We start from the raw sequence: 18,365 nt of genomic DNA, 5'->3' as shown, positions 1-18,365 counted from the left end.
GAGAAATATGAGTTGTCCATCCGTTAATTATCCGAGGCCAGAGGCTCTATGAATATTGCTGAGCTGCAACAAAAAACTATTGAAGAATTGATTGCCATTTGTGGCGACATGGGGCTAGGTAATGACAAGCCATTGCCAAAAACTCATGACGCTCTCATGTATGAAGTTCTTCAGGGATATGTAGAAAAATTTGGACCAGACTTACTAGAAGGCGGGCTAAGCCTTGCAAGTGGAGTTCTTGAGATTCTCCCGGATGGATATGGATTTTTAAGGCATAACGGTCGTAGACCTGATCAGACTGACGCATACGTTTCGCAGTCACAAATTCGCCGGTTCAATTTGAGGACAGGTGATTTGGTACTGGGCCAAGTTAGGTTACCAAAAGATTCTGAGCGCTATCGCGGTCTTACAAGAGTTGAAGCAGTTAATGGCTTGGACCCTGAGGTTTCCAGGCGAAGAAAAAATTTCGAACATTTAACTCCTGTATCGCCTGACGTGCAACTCAAATTAGAGACTACTTCGGGAGAATTAGCGACTCGAATGCTAGATATTCTTTCTCCTGTGGGGCGAGGCCAACGAGGGCTTATAGTGGCCCCACCAAAGGCTGGTAAAACGACACTACTGAAGCAAATAGCTGCAGGCATTACCGCGAACTATTCGGATGTGCATGTGATGGTAGCGTTGATTGGCGAACGTCCAGAAGAAGTAACAGATGTAAAACGATCAATTCAAGGTGAGGTATACAGCGCAACTTTTGATGAACCCGTTGAGGATCACTGTAGAGTTGCAGAGTTATGCCTTGAGCGTGCCAGGCGGTTAGTAGAAACTGGTAGGGATGTTGTCATTTTGCTTGATTCCATTACTCGGCTTACACGTGCGTACAACGTTGCAGTGCCATCGAGTGGTCGAACGCTGTCCGGTGGGATTGACCCAGTTGCACTTTACCCTCCCAAACGCTTTTTTGGTGCGGCTCGAAATACTGAAGAAGGTGGCAGTTTGACTATATTGGCCGCATGCCTAGTAGAAACAGGTAGCCGAATGGACGACGTGATTTACGAGGAATTCAAAGGGACAGGGAATATGGAATTGCACCTGGATCGACGACTTGCTGAGCGAAGGACTTTCCCTTCAATAGATATTCAGCGGAGTGGAACACGACGCGAAGAATTGCTACTCGATGAACTTACATTACGCCAGGTATATTTGCTGAGGCGAATGAGCAGCATGATAGCCACTGACGCGATGAATCCGTCAGAGGCAACTGAGAGAGTTATAGAAAGAATGAGCCAAACGAAAAACAATGCAGAATTCCTTAATACTCTCACAAGAGATATTTAACATTGTGGTATTGGAAGAATTTAGTTGGCAAAATTAAGCATAAAGTAACGAGACGACGAACAAAAAATCAAGTAAAATAAGCTTGGGCAAACTGATTGACTTGGTTTCGTATCGGTCATATAGTCGTCTAGTATCTCTAGTAGTCTTTCCGACTGACGAGTCGGTTTAGGGTATTGAAGATACGCAGTTATTCTAGTAATTCTGCATATGATGCAGAATATTGGGATTTCGCATATAATTGATCTGCAAGAAATTGCTTGTCAATTGCTAGTTTGTTAGTTGACAGTTGGGCCGTTGAGATGGTAAAAATTCACTCGGTCCTAGGGGTAAGTGGGTTGCTATGGCTTCCGACTGTCCCGTTTTATATAATGGGCGCCTGGGATGAGGGGATGCCAGACCTGTAAAAAGGAATGGCGAAAAATATGAATAAGAACCGCCCTGTTCTTAGAGACCCTAATAACGTAAGGCTCCACAAGGGGGTAGATGTGAGATTTAGTAAGGTATCGCTAATAGGGACGTTGATGGCAGCAGCTTTCTCGCTGCTCATCATCTTGCCCGTTCTCGCCGCTGATGGTGAGACGAATATTGGGACTAGCCCACGGTTGAATGCTGCTGTATTTGGCAACATAACTGACATCGCGCCTGACGGCACGATAGATGCCAACCAGGCTATTCTTATTGATGTGTCAACTGTTGACCCAGAGGACACTAAAGTAGGGACAACGCTTTATGTTGGTAACTCAACTACTGCGTTCGACTACGTGCTAGTAACCTTTAAAAAGGCAGGTACTGGCGGTGCGGCACAGACAGTAGATGTGAAGAACGCTACTAGCGGAACTACACTTACTCTGTCGCTGGTAGCCGCGACGCCTGCGGCAGACGGGGTGCACCAAGCTGCATTTCGTGTTGTTGCATCCGGTGCCAGTGCGGGTCGTGATGAAATTACTGCAACTGATGGGCAGCGAATTGATGTCACGGACTCCGAAGGTACTGTCATTAGCTTGACAGTTGATGCTGAGGGACCAGATATCACCTCAATCACGCCTTCGAACAAAGCAATTCAGAAATCGACCACGGTTACATATGCCGCGATCGTAACTGACTCTGCTTCTGGTCTTAGAGGTGACAATGAAGACCCAGGACAGGACGGTAATAGTGACGACGACGCAGATGGAATAACCACTGCAGAGCCGTTAGCTGCTGCTTCTGGTGCTGCTGTAGACATTAATGTTTACACCCAGTTAGCCACAGACGGAACTGACGGTTCCACTGATCGTAGCGCAAGCGCTACGTCCGGCTGGACTACGGTTACGGATGGGTATTCATTCTCATTCAACCAAGGTGCACACGCTGCACAGGACCACTACTTCTATGTAACGGCTACTGACCGTGCGGGTAACACTACTCGAACGGATTCAGATTCCGACACATCAGGTGACCAGAACTACAAGATCACAGTTGACTCCAAGAAGCCAACTATTGATTCTGCAACGACTGGTACTGGCTGGGACGCAACTGATGAAGAAGAAGAATCAAACAACGCAGCTATCAAGCTGGTGTTTAAAGACACTGGTGCTGCTTCGACAGACGCAATTGACGCAGCAAGCGTAGCTGCTTCGGACTTCGTGATGGATGGCGTTACCATTAGTAGCGTTCATGTAAACGGTTCTGAAGTTTACCTACACTTAGATGCTGATCTTGCAGGTGATGCGAAGCCTGAGTTCCAGATGCTCGCGGGAGCTATTTCCGACGCAGCTGGTAACACCAATGCTTCACAGGACATTACCTCTACTGATGGTATCGCGCCAACGTTCACGGTAACTATTACCGGTGACGCTGGTACTTCAAGGCCAGTTTCTGAGAAGAAGATCACTGTCAGAGTTGTATCTGATGAAACACTGAAGTCGGCTCCTAAGGTTCACTTTATGGAATTCGACACTGACACTCCAACCGCAGACAAGGTTGAGGTCAACAGCGTAAATGCAGACAACTCAATCAAAGCTGTATCCGGTGCTACTAACACCTGGGAACAGGCGTATGACGCTTCAGACATGGGCATTACCGCTGCAGGTGCTGTGGTAGGTATTGCGGTCTCTGGTTCTGACAAGAACAGCAGTAATATTGGTAAAACCACTGGATTTACCGATGCTGACTCTGACGGTAAACCAGACAATGATGAAGTGGTTGATATGGCCAAGCTTTCTGCCGCTAACCTGATTGGTGAAATTGATGACAACATCAATGCACCTACAGAGACATTGTCTCCGGGTGGATCAACAGGTGAGACTGAGAGTACTAAGCCATTTATTAAACTGACATACACAGAGTCTGCTGAGTACTTCTTCGAAGGCAGTGACTCGTCAGTTACCTTGTCTGATGGCAGTAAGGTTAAATCTGACGCTAGTGCTAAGATCACAATCACAAGCATCACGCTTGACGGTGTTGATGTAAGTGGATCACTATCGGTAGTAGACGATGAAACCTTCAACCTCGCTACCTCAGGTTTGGCTCTAGGTGAGCACACACTTAAGTACACTGGTGAGGATGCCGTCGGTAACTCGAAGGCAAGAGAATTTACATTTGAAGTGTTAGAGCGCAGTGCATACAAAGTGCCTCTATCCCCAGGCTGGAACCTCGTTTCCTTCCCTGGCACACCAACTGACAACACCTTGACCGCAGTTATGGGTACAAACCCAGCTGGGACGGTTCTCGGATACCAGAATGGTGAATGGCTCACAGCTTCCAAGAGCGGAAGTGAATGGGTAGGTACTTTGACCAAAGTAGAAGCTGGTTATGGTTACTGGGTAAACACCACAGCCTTCACAGCTATCTCAACTCTGATTCCTGAAGCGAATCCTGCGGCTGTATTGCCAACGGTTCCTGTCACGACAGGTTGGAACCTACTTGGTGTCGTAGATATTGCCCTCAACGCAGCCAGCACGGCGGTTGATGGTGGTGACTCAAGTACATACTTCTCTAGCATTGACTGGTCAGTTGCTTACCAATTCGACACACAGGGCAACGCCTGGGTGAAGTCAGTCTCTGGTACAGCTGATAACAGAATTGCCACAGCCCGTGGATACTGGGTCTGGGCAAACAAGGCTGGAACACTGGTCCCGTAGGGATAAAGATCTAGTAACCCTATAGTGGAGCAAAAAGCCTCCCTCCCCCTGTGGAGGGAGGCTTTCCATTTAACAACCTGAAATTTTTACTGATGCTTATTATGTTCACTATTAAAATATTCGCCTTCTGCACAACCCTTTTGCTCTTTGCAACCATTACTACCTCTGCACTTGCTGCTGAGCAAATGCCTCCATGGCCTATGCTTTTCGAAGGTACTGCATATTATGATGGCGAGCTTTTAGCTGAAGGTTCAATTACTGTTAGGATCGATGATTGGGAGAGCCGTCCTGTTGTTGTCCAAGACGGTAGTTTTAAATGCGCTGATACCTGCCTCTTAGCTGGCCCTCCTAGCTACGACTATGTAGGTAAGCCTGTTTCATTTCATTTGAACAGTAGCCGTATTGCCCAGTTAACTTTTCCATTCCCTTTACAAGGAACACCTAGCATCAGCCCTATTGATCTATATTTCGGGGATCTGCCCTTGGTGTTACCTACGCCTACTCCTTTCACTTTGATGCTTGTGCCGACACCTACGCCATTGCCAGCTTCAGGAATGACTCCAACACCTACGACTGAGTCTTTGCCCGTCTCTGCGAGCCCTACACCTATTCCGGTGACTACCACCGACTCAGCCAATACCCCATTTTATAACTCATTCTTTTTTTATATTGTTATTGCGGGCGTCTTTGTCATTCTGCTACTTACGGTATATGGGATCATCAGGGTCCGATCAAATACGTGATTATTTTTCATATATTGACGGGGTAAGATCAACTATTCTGCATTTAGCTCCTTAGCGCGCTTTCAGGGATCAATTTTGTTGCCCTTTGGCATTACAGCCTCGACATTGCTCCTGGAATCCTTTGCTAGGGATCTTCCTTATGAATTCTGTTTTGTTTGCTTGGGGTTTTAGGCGTTCAGTATTTTACGTCCAATGATTTGGCTAGAGAACTTCAGTAAGGCCCAACGAATGGTAATGACGTAGGGGTACCTATTTTAGTAGCTGATAAAAAATAGAAGAAGATTAAAGGAGAGTACCGGATGGTTCTAGAATAACCAGAGTTGCTTCCTCGGGTAGATTGTTTTTCGTGATTGAATAACGTGCCTGGCTCTCAGGAAGCTTTCCTCCGTATTCTTGGATAAATGGATCTATTGGCCTTGCGGCGCTTTTATTTCCACTATGGGCATACAGCATGGGAATAATTACTTTAGGTGATGCACTATTAATTATTTCTACGCAATCACCAGCTGATATTCCTGAATCACTTCCTACAGGGAGGATTAGGATATCGGTCGAGCCTAGATCATCTATTTCTTTATTGGTTAGCAATATATCGGGATTACCGAGATGGCACACAACTAAGCCTTCAGTCTCTATCACATAAATTGTATTCCATAGTTGGGGTTCGTTTTCTGGAGTCCGGCGTGTAGTTCTTATTCCGCGAATATGCATCCCTGAGGCTTCATATTCCCCAGGCCCTTCAAGTACTACAGGTTTGCCATTAATTACCTCGTGAGCTGAATGCAAAGCATCCGAACTGCTTAAGGTCAATACGTCAGATTGCGAGACTGCAGGAGGGTAATTTAATCCTAGAGAAGGCGGAAAAGGGTCACTTATTAATGATTTATTACCAGAGCGTATCCTTAATGATGCATGTCCAATCCAAGTTATTTCCACTTAACTAATTCCTCTTTTTCCCAAGGATTATCCATGCTCCTGGAAGGCAAATTGAAGCTAGATATAGCTTCAGCAAATCTCCAACTACGAAAGGATAGAAACCACCGACCAGAGTCTTTTCAAAACTCGAGCTACCAGGAATTACTTCTGCAAGTTTAAATCCTAATTGTGCATCAAGTGACCCTGATGAAATCAGATAGCCTAGCCAAAGCAATCCTGGCAAGTAAATGGCAACATTTCCAAGTAGCATTGCCACAGTAACATTCCAGGCCCGATCCCAGCCTCGCTCTGCGAAATAGCCGACGATATACGCAGCTAAGATGAACCCTATTATGTATCCGCCACTAGTGAGTAACCAGAAAGGGTCAGCAGTTCCTGACCATGGCAAAATAAAGTGAATTGTCTCTGCAGTTTGTGATGGAGCATAAACAGGGATTCCTATTGTTCCCCACAATGCGTAGAGGCCTAAACTGGTGGCTCCTTTTTTAGAACCCAATGCACCTCCAGCAAGTAATACCGCTAGCGTCTGACCTGTAATGGGAACAGTAGTAAAAGGTAATTTTATGGAAATCTGCGCAAAGAGCGCTACTAGAAAGGAAAAGCCAACAACGAGTAGAACCGCACGCAATATGCCCTGACCGGGTATAAAAGTGTCAACTAGTGTATGAGTTCGCTGAGTTGCTTGCATAAGATAAACCTTGAAGATTAGATAAACCTTAAAAATTATAAATTATATTAGGTATAAATACCCCTAAAATAGATCACCATTTTAAGGGAATATGAATTATCGAAGACTATGGTTTTCTGCGGAAAAATCATTTGATTGACCTCAGTTAAAGGTCTCCCTAGAATTGGGATGAAGGATAGTAGGGGGATTGCTATGCAAGAGATGCTGATTGATAGCATCCGTGTCAGCCTTATGAATTACCAGCGAGTGGTAATTCTCAAAGAAAAAGATGCAGATAGATACCTGCCTATTTGGATTGGCTCACCTGAAGCTGATTCAATTGCTATAAAGCTTCAAGATGTTTCAGTAGCTAGGCCGCTAACACATGATCTACTTAGCTCGATTGTGAGTGCACTTGGTGCAAATATAGAACGGGTTGTAGTTTCTGAATTAACGAACGACACATTCTACGCTCATTTAAGTGTAAAACTGCCTGACGGCACTTTCAAAGAAATAGACTGTAGGCCTAGTGATGCGATGGCTATTGCTGTTAGAGGTGGGTATACAGTCCTAGGCAGCAACGGTGAAGAGCACTGGGTTGCTTCTATACATGAGGCTCAATCTATGATTGAAGATTCAAATAACGACAACTCTCGCGGGATTAATGCATGCATACCGATATTCGTTCAGGAAAATGTTCTTGAGAAGGCTGCAATTTCCATGGGTAATGCAATTTCTGGGGAAGATTCAGGCGAGTTTTCGCCTGATATAAAAAATACTATGCCTCTATCAAAAAAGATTACCGAAGAAGAGATTCAAAAAATGTCTGCATTCTCAGATTTCCTTCAAGATCTGCCAGGATTAGAAGATCTAGGAGAAAAATCTGATTCATAATAGATAGTTGAGGTATTGCTGACCGGATAAAATTTGATTTTTTTGCAGGGATGAGAGTGATAGTGATAAGATTCACGTGCCGTTGGGTGAACCGATGAGAACGCGCCCATGGATGGTCACAGCAGGTCAGTTTATTGGTTTAGGGTGGTATATCGCTACCGCGATCATTGCGCCAACCCTGTTGGGACTTTGGCTTGATGAGAGATTCAGTACGACACCGATATTACTTTTAATAGGTTTGTTAACTGGATTAATTGTTGCGTTTTATGGTGCTTACAGAATGACTTCGATCTTTCTTAAAAGCGAGAAAAACGCCAAATGAAAATAGGGGGCATAGCAATAAGTGGTTAAGCTGGTAGTAGTACTTGCTCTTGTACTTGCCATAGTAGGGATCCTCCTAGGTGCAATCGGATCCGCTTTATTAGGGAACGATTATTTCGTTCCTGTCCCAGAGGTTCACTTAGCTCCTCAGGAAGTGTTTACGATTGGTGGTTTTGTGGTAACCAATACCCTGCTGTCTGCGTGGCTGACCACTTTCGTCATTCTTTTACTCTTCGGATTGGGCACTCGTAAAATGAGCTTTGTCCCAGGTCGTCTTCAGGGATTATTAGAATTTTTGATTGAAGCCTTGTTTGGTTTTGTAAAAGGCGTCGCTGGTGAAAAATATGCTAGGAAATGGTTCCCTCTTCTTGCAACGATCTTTATTTTTGTAGCCTTTAATGCGTGGATGGCGCTGCTTCCAATATACCCTACTGTGGGTTTTACCAAAGAAGGTTCTGACCACATTACCACTCATCTGTTCCGCAGTGCTGGAACAGATATCAATATGCCCTTAGCACTTGCGGTTATTGCTTTTATATTCATCGAAATCTGGGGATTTAGGGTTCATGGACTGGGTTATTTGAAAGAATTCATACGTATAGGGAATCCTATCCAGATGTTTATTGGATTGATCGAATTGATCAGTCATTTTATTAGGCTTGTGAGTTTCACCTTCCGACTTTTCGGGAACATGCTTGCAGGCGAAATTGTTTTGTTCATGATGACTTTCCTTACAATTATCATTACCCCGGTTATATTTTATGGACTCGAAATACTTGTGGGCGGGGTTCAAGCCTTAGTGTTCATGGGATTGACGTTGGTTTTTGCAGTTATGGCAGTCGCCACACATGGCGATCATAGTCAAGAAGATTCGGAGGCTGAATCACATTAGGCCTGTGGGTGGCGAGGCGAGGTTGGTTCTAGTGTAGCAGCCAATAAATTACCGAACTTAGGAGGATTTGGAATGGATACATTGATACAAGTTGCAGATGCAGCAAAATTTTTGGCAGTAGGGTTGGCAGGCCTTGGCCTGGCTGGAGTAGGTATCGGCTTAGGTATAGTCGGAAGCGGTGCCATGAACGCACTAGGTAGAAACCCTGAGGCACGTGACGCTATTGCACCAAATATGATTTTGGCGCTTGCTTTTACTGAGGCAATTGGGATTTACGGACTAGTAACAGCTATTTTGTTGATTTTCGTGGCGTAGATTTAGGCAAAAGATGAATTATTTTCAGAAGTTAAGGAGGTGGTCGTAGTGTTCGGAGCACCTCTATTTGAAGAAGCGTCAGGGATCGGGGCCCTCGGGATTGATTTGACAAGTTTGATAGTTTACTTGGTCAACTTCACGGTATTGGGCTTGATTTTGTATTTCATGGCTTATAAGCGAATTATTGGAATGCTGGACTCTCGATCAGATCGAATTCGCGAGAGCCTTGAAGAAGCGGAACGTGTAGCTCAAGAATCAGAAGAACAGCAAAAAACTATGCAAAAAGCATTGGACGATGGACGGCAAGAAGGCCAAAGAGTGCTTGCAGAAGCTAGGGAAGCTGCAGAACGTTATAGAGAACAGCAAGCTGAACAAGCGCGCGCCGAATCTGAGCAAATTCTGAACAGAGCTCGCGAAGAGATAAAGCAGGAACGAGACGCAGCTCTTGAAAGCGTGCGCTCAGAGTTTGCCGTGCTTGCCGTGTCGGCTGCCGAAAAAATAGTGAAAAGATCTTTGGACATAAATGCTCAGCAAGATTTAATTGATCAGGTTATTTCTGAGAGTAATGTGACAAAGGAGCAAATCTAACGATGCCAAAGGGACCTACAGCCAGGCGGTACGCCCAAGCATTATTCTTACTAGCTTCAGAGAAAAATGCTAACCAAGAATGGCTAGCTGAAATCCAAGAACTCAGGTCAGCTTTTGAGAAAAAAGAGATTAAATCTTTTCTTTCTTCCCCTCGAGTTAAAAAGCAGAGTAAAAATGAAGTTATTGATCAATTGAAATCTAACTTTGATGCTTTGCTGGTGAATTTTATTGGTCTTTTGGTTGCAAGAAATTCTGTAAATCTTCTACCGGAGATTGAACGGGAATATAGGTCTTTGCTTGATAGTAGCCTTGGGCGAGTATCCGCTAAAGTAACAACCGCGGTGAAACTATCAGATAGGCAAGTCAATCATTTATCAGATGGTTTGGGGTCCTCACTTCAGAAAGAAGTCATTATTGAGCAAGATATTGATCCTGACATAATTGGCGGAATTCTGATACGAGTTGGAGATAAGATTATTGATGGTTCGGTGCATTCAAAACTTGAATCATTGAAGTTGAAGCTACTTAGAGAATCGATAGTATAAATATTCTTTCCAAATAGATTGGGAAGTAGTTGAGGGGTACAGAATGACCACGCGAGGACAGGATATTGCCTCAGTACTTAAGAGGCAGATAGAAGAATTCGGAGGAGAAACCTCTCTTACTGAAGTCGGTTCAGTTGTTGAGGTGGGTGACGGTATCGCACAAATTCATGGATTGAGTCAAGTAGGATTTGGAGAATTATTGTCATTCCCCAGCGGAGTGGTTGGCTTGGCTCTCAACCTAGAAGAAGACGCAGTTGGTGCCGCCATTATGGGTTCAGATACTGATGTTAAAGAAGGGGACCTTGTAAAGGCCAGCGGACAGGTGGCGCAGATACCTGTCGGTGATGCGGTGCTGGGGAGAGTCGGGGAGGCTTTAGGTAATCCTGTCGATGGGAAAGGCCCAATAAAGACAGACGGCTCGCGTGAAATTGAAGTGGTTGCTCCTAATGTTGCAATTCGACAAGCAGTCAACACACCAGTGCAGACTGGTATCAAGTCAATTGACGGAATGATCCCAGTCGGTCGTGGACAAAGAGAATTAATAATTGGAGATAGGTTCACGGGAAAGACTGCGATAGCGATAGATACGATTATCAACCAGAAGGGACAAGATTTACTTTGTATATATGTTGCGGTAGGGCAAAAGCAGAGTAAGGTAGCTCAAATTCAAGCAACACTTGAAGAGCACGGGGCGATGGAGCACACCGTAATTGTCACTGCAAATGCTTCTGATCCAGCCCCAATGCAATATTTAGCTCCTTATTCTGGCTGTGCAATTGGCGAAGAATTTATGGCAAGTGGTAGAGACGCATTGATAATTTATGATGATCTCACTAAGCATGCATGGGCATATCGCCAAATGTCGCTTTTGCTTAAGAGACCTCCTGGTCGAGAAGCGTACCCTGGAGACGTGTTTTATCTGCACAGTAGGTTACTTGAGAGGGCTGCAAGGCTTGATAAAGAGCATGGTGGTGGATCCTTGACAGCTCTGCCGATTATTGAAACCCAAGCAGGAGACGTTTCCGGGTATATACCAACAAACGTAATTTCGATTACAGATGGTCAGATTTACTTAGAGGCCGATCTATTTAATTCAGGTATTCGTCCAGCAGTTAACCCTGGTTTATCTGTTTCACGTGTTGGAAGTTCTGCACAGACGCGGGCGGTTAAAAAAGTTGCAGGACGATTAAGGTTGGAGCTCGCTCAGTACGCTTCACTTGCTTCTTTCGCTCAATTTGGTGCATCGGATCTGGATGCAGTTACCCGAGGTCAGTTGGAGCGAGGGCAGAGATTAACGGAGTTACTTAAGCAGCCTCAATATAAGCCGAATTCCCTTGGTCAGATGGTCGCATCAATGTATGCGGCTGTGAATGGTTATATGGACGATGTTCCAGTTGAGAGGATTAGAGAATTTGAGTCGTTATTACTTGGCTATTTAGAGACATCCAAGACTGAATTATTGCAGTCTATTGAAGATAAAAAAGACATAGATGAATCTGCGGAAAGCGCTTTGAAGGAAGCGATCCAGTCGTTTAAAAAAATATTTAAATAGGAATGATAGGTATTATTCAGTGGCTAGTGTAAGGGAAATTAGAGGACGAATTAAGAGCGTAAAGAACACTGCTCGTGTTACAAATGCGATGCAGATGGTGGCTGCGTCAAAGATGCGTCGCGCTCAGGAACAAGTAGTTAATGCTAGGCCGTATGCACAAAAGATTCAATCGATTTTGACTTCATTGATGTCTACTCATTCAATGGATGATAGCGATGATGTGCATTACCTTCTTGCAAGACGAGATATAAAAAAAGGTTTGCTGGTTGAAATTACACCTGATCGTGGGCTTGCGGGAGGGCTACCTTCTAACATTAATCGTGCTTCTAGTTCGTTTATTGCGTCACAAAATTCCCCGATCTCATTATTGACTGTTGGGAAAAAAGGGAATGATTTTATGGTTCGCGCTGGACATGAAATCATTCAGCATTTTGCAGGTTTTGGTGATCGTCCTCAAATGGCTGATTGCACTGAAATAACTGCAATCATTGCGGAATTGTATTCACGTGAGGAAATAGACAGTGTTCACCTTGCCTATACAAGATACATTAACACTCTCGTGCAGGAGCCTGTCGTGATTCAGTTGCTACCAATTATTTCGACTGACCTTGACTCTACGGCGAGTGTATCGAGCTATGAGTATGAGCCGGATGCTTCTACGGTTCTTAACATGTTGCTACCTAAATTTTTGGATGCACAAGTATTCCAAGCAGTTTTAGAAAGTAATGCAAGTGAGCAGTCTGCGCGGATGGTAGCAATGCGCAATGCTACAGATGCGGCTGAAGAAATGGTTGAGTCACTTACTTTGGAATTAAATAAAGCCCGCCAGGCAATGATTACAGCAGAGTTGCTTGATCTGGTTGGTGGTGTGGCTGCGCTAGAAGCTTAGAACGAGCGTTTATCAGTTAAGGAGAAGATAGAAATGGCAGAACAATCGGAAGGTAGGGTAGTACAGGTAATCGGAACGGTGGTAGATGTAGAGTTCCCTCCTGAAAATCTTCCTGGGATATATAACGCTCTCGAGCTAGAATCTAATGGTGAAAAATTAGTGCTTGAGGTAGAACAGCAAGTAGGAAACAGCTGGGTCCGTTGCTTGGCTTTAGGGCCGACCGAAGGACTGACTCGGGGGGCTGCCGTAAGAGATACAGGCTCTGCTATTTCTGTTCCTGTTGGAGAACCCAGTTTAGGGCGTCTATTCAATGTGGTTGGTGAACCTTTGGATGGATTGGGCCCCGTAGATTCTAAAGATCATTGGTCTATACATAGGGCCCCTCCTTCATACGAAGAGCAAAGTATGACAACTGAGGTTCTTGAGACCGGAGTGAAGGCATTGGATCTTATCGCACCATTTACCAAAGGTGGAAAAGTTGGTGCATACGGAGGCGCTGGAGTAGGAAAGACCGTGATCATTCAAGAATTGATTCGTAATATTGCTGAAGAGCATAGTGGGTATTCAGTTTTTGCAGGGGTAGGTGAGCGTTCCCGTGAAGGGAATGACCTTTGGAACGAAATGCATGAGTCTGGAGTACTGAACAGTACAGTACTGGTTTTTGGTCAAATGAATGAGCCTCCTGGTGTTCGCCTTCGTATCGCTATGACGGGACTCACTATGGCTGAGTATTTTCGTGACACAATGAACCAAGATGTTCTGCTTTTTGTGGATAATCTATATCGATATATTCTGGCAGGTATGGAAGTCTCTGCTTTACTTGGGCGGATGCCATCGGCTGTAGGGTATCAACCGACTTTGAGCACAGAAATGGGTGATTTACAGGAGCGAATTACATCTACAAATAAAGGATCAATAACCTCATTCCAAGCAATATATGTTCCCGCAGACGATTATACAGACCCCGGAGTTGCGACTAGCTTTGGTCATTTAGATGCTGTTATTTCATTGGAACGAGCTATTGCTGCAAAAGGGCTTTACCCTGCGGTTGATCCCTTAACATCCTCTTCAAGGATTTTAGATCCACTAATTATTGGGCAAGAGCATTACGATACTGCTCGTGGTGTTCAAGAAGTCCTACAGAAGTATAAAGACCTTCAAGATATTATTGCGATTCTTGGAATGGAAGAACTCTCAGAGGATGACAAAATAACTGTCGGAAGAGCTCAAAGAATCGAGCAGTTTCTATCGCAGCCTTTTCACGTTGCTGAGCAGTTCACGGGTATTGATGGTCGATACGTTTCCATCGCAGAAACTGTACGAGGGTTTAGTGAAATCCTTGCTGGCAAACATGATCATATTGCTGTACAAGACTTCAATATGGTCGGTGGCATTGATGAAGTTCTACAGAGGCATGAAGAACGACAGAAAGCTAATGCGGGAGCTCGGGGTTAACTATGGCTCTTCGATTAGAGATTATTGCTGCAGAAAAAATTATATTTGAGGGAGAAGTCGAATCCCTAGTAGCTCCGGGTATTGATGGTCAATTAGGAATTTTGCCCAAGCATGCAACATTAATAACAGTATTGCAGGCAGGCGAATTACGTTACCGCACAACTGGAACTGGCTCAGATGTACAAAAGCTTTATATAAATAGTGGATTTTTGGACGTTCAAGCTGATCATGTTGCCGCATTAATAGAAGTTACTGCAACTGAATGAGTAAGGGCCTAAGAATCTCTAGTCCTGTTCGTTCAAATAGTAGGTCATTGACTGCAAAGATATGACAGGGTCGACGTTTCTAATTTTTACGTTTGGTGGAACAATAGCTGGCTTCGGAGCATAGTTTAGAATTGCACGGATATCGGATTCTACTAGTTGGTCGATTACATCCTGTGCTGCATTAGCTGGTACTGCAACGATTGCAATCTTTACCATCTCTGACTGTGCAACTTCTTTGAAATTAGCAAAGTCATGCACAAGCAACCCTCCAGCAACCTGCCCAATTAATTTAGTGTTTGACTCAAATGCACATACCACACGGAACCCTTGGGGCTGAAATCCTGGGTAACTTATGATCGATCTGCCCAATCTACCTACACCAACCACTGCAACGTTCCATGATTTATGTAGTCCCAAGATCTGTCGTAGTTGCTTTAGTAGATGTTTTATATCGTAGCCACTACCCTGCTTTCCAAACTTGCCAAAATAACTAAAATCTTTGCGGATTTGCGCAGGTGTGACCTGGAGAAGATCTCCTAATTCTTGCGAATTTATAACTTCTATACGGGACTCAGAAAGATTCGATAACGCTCGTAAATATTGAGGTAAACGTTCAACTACGACTTCAGGAACTTCAATTCTTATGTTTGACATAATTGCCCTAAGAGGACGAACAATAGATACGAAAATGATGGTAATGATAGTTAGGCATGAGGGCAACTACATATCTCTACACAATAGGGAATATTGTTTTTGAGAAGGCACTATTGAATTAGATCATGTTGCCAGAGTAGAAAATGATTCTGGCATTTTTCTTCTTATACCTCTCTATATTCTCCATCAACTGTACCCTCATCATCTGCTCCTTCATTATCGTTAACAGGATCGGTTTCTATGGGGTCTTCTGCTGATTGAGAGTACATGGCTTCGCCTATTTTTTGCAATGAATGAGCGAGGTCTTCAGCTGAAGACCGTAGAGTCTGCGAGTCTGAAGTTTCATTAGCGAGAACTGCCTTTAATTCAGCAATTTTGGTTTCTATTTCAGTTTTTATGTCCTCTGATACTTTCTCACCGTGCTCAGACATCATTTTTTCAGCCTGATAAACACTATTATCCGCAAGATTGCGTGCTTCAATTAGTTCGCGCCGTAAAGCATCTTCTTCGGCATGCTCTTCAGCTTCTTTAACTAACTGGTCGATTTCTTCTCTCGCGAGTCCAGAACTTGCAGTTATGGTGATGCTTTGCTCTTTACCTGTGGCTTTATCTTTTGCTGAGACGTTAAGTATTCCATTGGCATCGATGTCAAAAGTTACATCAATTTGAGGGACACCTCTAGGAGCAGGGGCGATTCCGTCGAGGTCAAATTGACCTTGGGTTTTATTTTCTTCAGCCATTGTCCTTTCTCCCTGTAGTACTCGGATACTGACGGCTGTTTGACCATCAGCTGCTGTAGAAAAAACCTCTGTATGAGATGTGGGAATGGTGGTATTGCGTTTAATCAAAGGTGTTGCAACTCCGCCCAATGTTTCAATCCCTAAAGTTAAGGGGGTTACGTCAAGGAGGAGCACGTCTTTGACGTCTCCTTGAAGCACCCCAGCTTGAATAGCGGCACCTACCGCAACAACTTCGTCAGGATTGACTCCTTTATTAGGGTCTTTTCCGAAAAGTTCTTTTGCTTTTTCGATTACCGCTGGCATTCTTGTCATTCCCCCAACAAGAACTACCTCTGCGACATCAGACGTTGCCAAGCCTGCATCTTTTAATGCCTGCTGGCATGGACCGACAGTTCTTTTTACTAGATCGGCGCACAATTGTTCGAGCTTGGCACGCGAAAGATTGGTTGTAAGGTGCTTTGGTCCAGACGCATCAGCAGTGATAAAGGGCAAATTGATCTCAGCTTGTTGCAGTGTTGAGAGCTCAATTTTTGCTCTTTCTGCGGCCTCTTTTAACCTCTGGAGCGCCATCCTGTCATCCCTAAGATCAATTCCTTGATCCTTTTTAAATTCATCTGCTAGCCATTCAATGATTTTTTGATCAAAATCATCGCCTCCTAGATGCGTATCCCCATTTGTAGATTTGACTTCAAAGACTCCTTCACCAATATGCAGTATAGAAATATCAAAAGTCCCTCCACCCAGATCGAATACTGCAATTACTTCATCGTCGTGCTTATCTAAGCCATATGCCAAGGAAGCAGCAGTAGGTTCATTGATAATCCGTAGGACTTCTAAGCCCGCAATTTCACCCGCATCTTTTGTTGCCTGCCGTTGACTATCATTGAAATAAGCAGGAACCGTAATTACAGCCTGTCCTATTGATTCTCCAAGCTTTGTTTCCGCATCTGCTTTTAACTTTTGTAAAACTTTGGCAGAAATTTCAGGAGGAGTGTAATCACGGTTAGACATTGTTACTAAAACGTCTCCTGATTTACCCGACTTAGTTTCATAGCTAAGGGTTTTCTTTTCAGATTCAATTTCGTTGTATTTTCTTCCAATAAGTCTCTTGACTGAGTACAACGTATTCTCTGGGTTGGTCACTGCCTGACGCTTAGCAACCATCCCCACATATTGCTCTCCGCTTTTTGGGTTTACTGCCACTACAGAGGGGGTAGTTCTACCACCCTCCGAATTTTCTAGTACTGTAGGTTCTCCTGCCTCCATTACCGCTACTGCAGAGTTGGTTGTCCCTAGGTCAATTCCTATTACCTTCGCCATTATGTACCTCTTCCTTCATCTCTATTGTTTACAGTTTTAATTATTTACTTGAATCATTAGCTACAATTACTTGCGCTGGTCTCAGGACTCGCTCCCCAGCGATATAGCCGGCCCTGAATGTATTTATTACGCAGCCATGAGGCTGTTCTTTGCTCTCAAGGTAGTGAATTGCTTCGTGTTTCCCTGGATCAAAAGCTTCACCTGGCAGAGGAACAAATTTTTCAAAACCCTCCGCAGCTATTAATGATTCAAGGTTTTGTAGGATTAGATTAATCCCATCAAGCCATTCGCCGTTATCTGCTTGAGGAACAAGGTCAATTGCCCTTCCTAGGTCATCTACTATAGATAAAATTCGTACTATCACCCGCCCGGCTGAGACTTGCGAGATTAATTGGCGTTCTTCTTCCATTCTTCGCTTATAATTTACAAAATCAGCTTGAGTTCTTTGTGCAAGGGCTTTCATCTGATCGCGCTCATGCTCAGCTATAGCTAGCGGGTTTTCCATTATTTCTTCAAGGTTAGAGTTCTTTTCGTCTTCAGGGTTCATATTTGTACTCATTATAGTAAGGGATTATTTTATGCCAAAAACAATTTCGAAAATGTCTTTTTTTGCCTGCTCAAAATCTTTGCTATTTGCTTGAGCAGGGGCTTTTTCGTGAGCTAGTTTGTTATTCAATCTGTCGAAAACTGCAAGGGCTAATTCAACGCCCGCTAGATTGAGCTTCATTTCACTAATCAAATGCTTAATCAATCTTAATTTTTGAATATCGTATTCAGAGTAAAGCCTGAGCATCCCAATGGTCCTAGAAGGGCGAACTAGGCCTACTTTTTCATATTTTCTTAAAGTCTGAGGGTGCATACGCAATATTCGCGCGGCTACACTGATAATATACAAACCGTCTAGTTCGCCTTGTGGGCTATGACTTGATTCGGTGTAATGAACAGGTGTTTCCGAAGGTTTAAGTGAAGTTTTACTGCTTAGCGAATTGACTTGCTCCAACGCTTTTTTTACTTCTGTGCTAGCCCTGAGAGATTGCTGTTTTTCTACAGATATATTCCCTGAATTATTTGCCATTACAGGACCTTATCACTTCGCCTTTTCTGCTCCTGCGGTCGTCGCGCCAAGTA

The 18,365-nt window shown here is 44.1% G+C and carries 19 protein-coding genes; 13 read left to right on the top strand and 6 right to left on the bottom strand.

Annotated elements, in window-relative coordinates:
• Nucleotides 1–48: 48 nt before the first annotated feature.
• The 3 genes from rho to MK127_07840 all read left to right on the top strand — a co-directional run bounded on the left by rho (nucleotide 49) and on the right by MK127_07840 (nucleotide 5,203).
• Nucleotides 49–1,338 carry a transcription termination factor Rho gene (rho, locus tag MK127_07850; protein MCH2532705.1) on the top strand — a complete coding sequence of 430 codons (1,290 nt, stop codon included), beginning with the start codon at nucleotides 49–51 and terminating at the stop codon, nucleotides 1,336–1,338.
• A gap of 422 nt (nucleotides 1,339–1,760) precedes the next feature.
• A complete protein-coding gene (locus MK127_07845) occupies nucleotides 1,761–4,460 on the top strand; it encodes a hypothetical protein (GenBank protein ID MCH2532704.1) in 2,700 nt (899 codons plus the stop codon).
• Between the two features lie 101 nt (nucleotides 4,461–4,561).
• A complete protein-coding gene (locus MK127_07840; GenBank protein ID MCH2532703.1) occupies nucleotides 4,562–5,203 on the top strand; it encodes a hypothetical protein in 642 nt (213 codons plus the stop codon).
• 282 nt (nucleotides 5,204–5,485) lie between these two features.
• On the opposite strand, the gene MK127_07835 is transcribed toward MK127_07840, so the two are convergent.
• Together MK127_07835 and MK127_07830 are read right to left on the bottom strand one after the other, a co-directional pair.
• Nucleotides 5,486–6,139 (bottom strand): MBL fold metallo-hydrolase, encoded by a 654-nt coding sequence (locus tag MK127_07835; GenBank protein MCH2532702.1) that lies wholly within the window; start codon nucleotides 6,137–6,139, stop codon nucleotides 5,486–5,488.
• 4 nt (nucleotides 6,140–6,143) lie between these two features.
• Nucleotides 6,144–6,827 carry a biotin transporter BioY gene (locus tag MK127_07830; GenBank protein ID MCH2532701.1) on the bottom strand — a complete coding sequence of 228 codons (684 nt, stop codon included), beginning with the start codon at nucleotides 6,825–6,827 and terminating at the stop codon, nucleotides 6,144–6,146.
• Between the two features lie 192 nt (nucleotides 6,828–7,019).
• On the opposite strand from MK127_07830, the gene MK127_07825 reads away from it, so the two are divergent.
• The 10 genes from MK127_07825 to atpC all read left to right on the top strand — a co-directional run bounded on the left by MK127_07825 (nucleotide 7,020) and on the right by atpC (nucleotide 14,523).
• Nucleotides 7,020–7,700 carry a bifunctional nuclease family protein gene (locus MK127_07825; GenBank protein ID MCH2532700.1) on the top strand — a complete coding sequence of 227 codons (681 nt, stop codon included), beginning with the start codon at nucleotides 7,020–7,022 and terminating at the stop codon, nucleotides 7,698–7,700.
• A gap of 94 nt (nucleotides 7,701–7,794) precedes the next feature.
• Nucleotides 7,795–8,022 (top strand): AtpZ/AtpI family protein, encoded by a 228-nt coding sequence (locus MK127_07820; protein MCH2532699.1) that lies wholly within the window; start codon nucleotides 7,795–7,797, stop codon nucleotides 8,020–8,022.
• A gap of 21 nt (nucleotides 8,023–8,043) precedes the next feature.
• Nucleotides 8,044–8,913, top strand: coding sequence for a F0F1 ATP synthase subunit A (atpB, locus tag MK127_07815; protein ID MCH2532698.1), 870 nt, complete (start codon nucleotides 8,044–8,046; stop codon nucleotides 8,911–8,913).
• Nucleotides 8,914–8,985: 72 nt separating this feature from the next.
• On the top strand, nucleotides 8,986–9,228 hold the full coding sequence (locus MK127_07810; GenBank protein MCH2532697.1) for a hypothetical protein: 243 nt from the start codon (nucleotides 8,986–8,988) through the stop codon (nucleotides 9,226–9,228).
• Nucleotides 9,229–9,276: 48 nt separating this feature from the next.
• Nucleotides 9,277–9,816 carry a F0F1 ATP synthase subunit B gene (gene atpF, locus MK127_07805; GenBank protein MCH2532696.1) on the top strand — a complete coding sequence of 180 codons (540 nt, stop codon included), beginning with the start codon at nucleotides 9,277–9,279 and terminating at the stop codon, nucleotides 9,814–9,816.
• A gap of 2 nt (nucleotides 9,817–9,818) precedes the next feature.
• Nucleotides 9,819–10,361, top strand: coding sequence for a F0F1 ATP synthase subunit delta (locus tag MK127_07800; GenBank protein ID MCH2532695.1), 543 nt, complete (start codon nucleotides 9,819–9,821; stop codon nucleotides 10,359–10,361).
• Nucleotides 10,362–10,404: 43 nt separating this feature from the next.
• The gene (atpA, locus tag MK127_07795) at nucleotides 10,405–11,913 is read left to right on the top strand and encodes a F0F1 ATP synthase subunit alpha (protein MCH2532694.1); all 1,509 of its coding nucleotides are present in this window, start codon (nucleotides 10,405–10,407) and stop codon (nucleotides 11,911–11,913) included.
• 19 nt (nucleotides 11,914–11,932) lie between these two features.
• Nucleotides 11,933–12,802, top strand: coding sequence for an ATP synthase F1 subunit gamma (gene atpG, locus MK127_07790; GenBank protein ID MCH2532693.1), 870 nt, complete (start codon nucleotides 11,933–11,935; stop codon nucleotides 12,800–12,802).
• A 33-nt stretch (nucleotides 12,803–12,835) separates the two neighbouring features.
• A complete protein-coding gene (gene atpD, locus MK127_07785) occupies nucleotides 12,836–14,257 on the top strand; it encodes a F0F1 ATP synthase subunit beta (protein MCH2532692.1) in 1,422 nt (473 codons plus the stop codon).
• A gap of 2 nt (nucleotides 14,258–14,259) precedes the next feature.
• On the top strand, nucleotides 14,260–14,523 hold the full coding sequence (atpC, locus tag MK127_07780; protein ID MCH2532691.1) for an ATP synthase F1 subunit epsilon: 264 nt from the start codon (nucleotides 14,260–14,262) through the stop codon (nucleotides 14,521–14,523).
• 18 nt (nucleotides 14,524–14,541) lie between these two features.
• Here the strand turns inward: atpC and MK127_07775 are convergent, their stop codons facing one another.
• The 4 genes from MK127_07775 to MK127_07760 all read right to left on the bottom strand — a co-directional run bounded on the left by MK127_07775 (nucleotide 14,542) and on the right by MK127_07760 (nucleotide 18,312).
• Nucleotides 14,542–15,177, bottom strand: coding sequence for a redox-sensing transcriptional repressor Rex (locus tag MK127_07775; protein MCH2532690.1), 636 nt, complete (start codon nucleotides 15,175–15,177; stop codon nucleotides 14,542–14,544).
• 164 nt (nucleotides 15,178–15,341) lie between these two features.
• Nucleotides 15,342–17,237 (bottom strand): molecular chaperone DnaK, encoded by a 1,896-nt coding sequence (dnaK, locus tag MK127_07770; protein ID MCH2532689.1) that lies wholly within the window; start codon nucleotides 17,235–17,237, stop codon nucleotides 15,342–15,344.
• Nucleotides 17,238–17,277: 40 nt separating this feature from the next.
• Nucleotides 17,278–17,796 (bottom strand): nucleotide exchange factor GrpE, encoded by a 519-nt coding sequence (locus tag MK127_07765; GenBank protein MCH2532688.1) that lies wholly within the window; start codon nucleotides 17,794–17,796, stop codon nucleotides 17,278–17,280.
• Nucleotides 17,797–17,808: 12 nt separating this feature from the next.
• Entirely contained in the window at nucleotides 17,809–18,312 is a 504-nt protein-coding gene (locus MK127_07760; protein ID MCH2532687.1) for a MerR family transcriptional regulator, read from the bottom strand.
• Nucleotides 18,313–18,365 lie beyond the last annotated feature (53 nt).

The organism is Dehalococcoidia bacterium, from assembly GCA_022449765.1.
Taxonomy (GTDB): domain Bacteria; phylum Chloroflexota; class Dehalococcoidia; order Lucifugimonadales; family Australimonadaceae; genus UBA2963.
Note: the sequence above shows the minus strand (reverse complement) of the source record. Positions and strands in the feature narration are given on the sequence as shown.

Bases quoted from the DNA above. Each gene is read 5' to 3' on its own strand.
- rho (MCH2532705.1), top strand. From the start codon at position 49: ATGAATATTGCTGAGCTGCAACAAAAAACTATTGAAGAATTGATTGCC.
- MK127_07845 (MCH2532704.1), top strand. From the start codon at position 1,761: ATGAATAAGAACCGCCCTGTTCTTAGAGACCCTAATAACGTAAGGCTC.
- MK127_07840 (MCH2532703.1), top strand. From the start codon at position 4,562: ATGTTCACTATTAAAATATTCGCCTTCTGCACAACCCTTTTGCTCTTT.
- MK127_07830 (MCH2532701.1), bottom strand. From the start codon at position 6,827: ATGCAAGCAACTCAGCGAACTCATACACTAGTTGACACTTTTATACCC.
- MK127_07825 (MCH2532700.1), top strand. From the start codon at position 7,020: ATGCAAGAGATGCTGATTGATAGCATCCGTGTCAGCCTTATGAATTAC.
- MK127_07820 (MCH2532699.1), top strand. From the start codon at position 7,795: ATGAGAACGCGCCCATGGATGGTCACAGCAGGTCAGTTTATTGGTTTA.
- MK127_07810 (MCH2532697.1), top strand. From the start codon at position 8,986: ATGGATACATTGATACAAGTTGCAGATGCAGCAAAATTTTTGGCAGTA.
- MK127_07800 (MCH2532695.1), top strand. From the start codon at position 9,819: ATGCCAAAGGGACCTACAGCCAGGCGGTACGCCCAAGCATTATTCTTA.
- atpA (MCH2532694.1), top strand. From the start codon at position 10,405: ATGACCACGCGAGGACAGGATATTGCCTCAGTACTTAAGAGGCAGATA.
- atpD (MCH2532692.1), top strand. From the start codon at position 12,836: ATGGCAGAACAATCGGAAGGTAGGGTAGTACAGGTAATCGGAACGGTG.
- atpC (MCH2532691.1), top strand. From the start codon at position 14,260: ATGGCTCTTCGATTAGAGATTATTGCTGCAGAAAAAATTATATTTGAG.
- MK127_07775 (MCH2532690.1), bottom strand. From the start codon at position 15,177: ATGTCAAACATAAGAATTGAAGTTCCTGAAGTCGTAGTTGAACGTTTA.
- dnaK (MCH2532689.1), bottom strand. From the start codon at position 17,237: ATGGCGAAGGTAATAGGAATTGACCTAGGGACAACCAACTCTGCAGTA.
- MK127_07765 (MCH2532688.1), bottom strand. From the start codon at position 17,796: ATGAGTACAAATATGAACCCTGAAGACGAAAAGAACTCTAACCTTGAA.
- MK127_07760 (MCH2532687.1), bottom strand. From the start codon at position 18,312: ATGGCAAATAATTCAGGGAATATATCTGTAGAAAAACAGCAATCTCTC.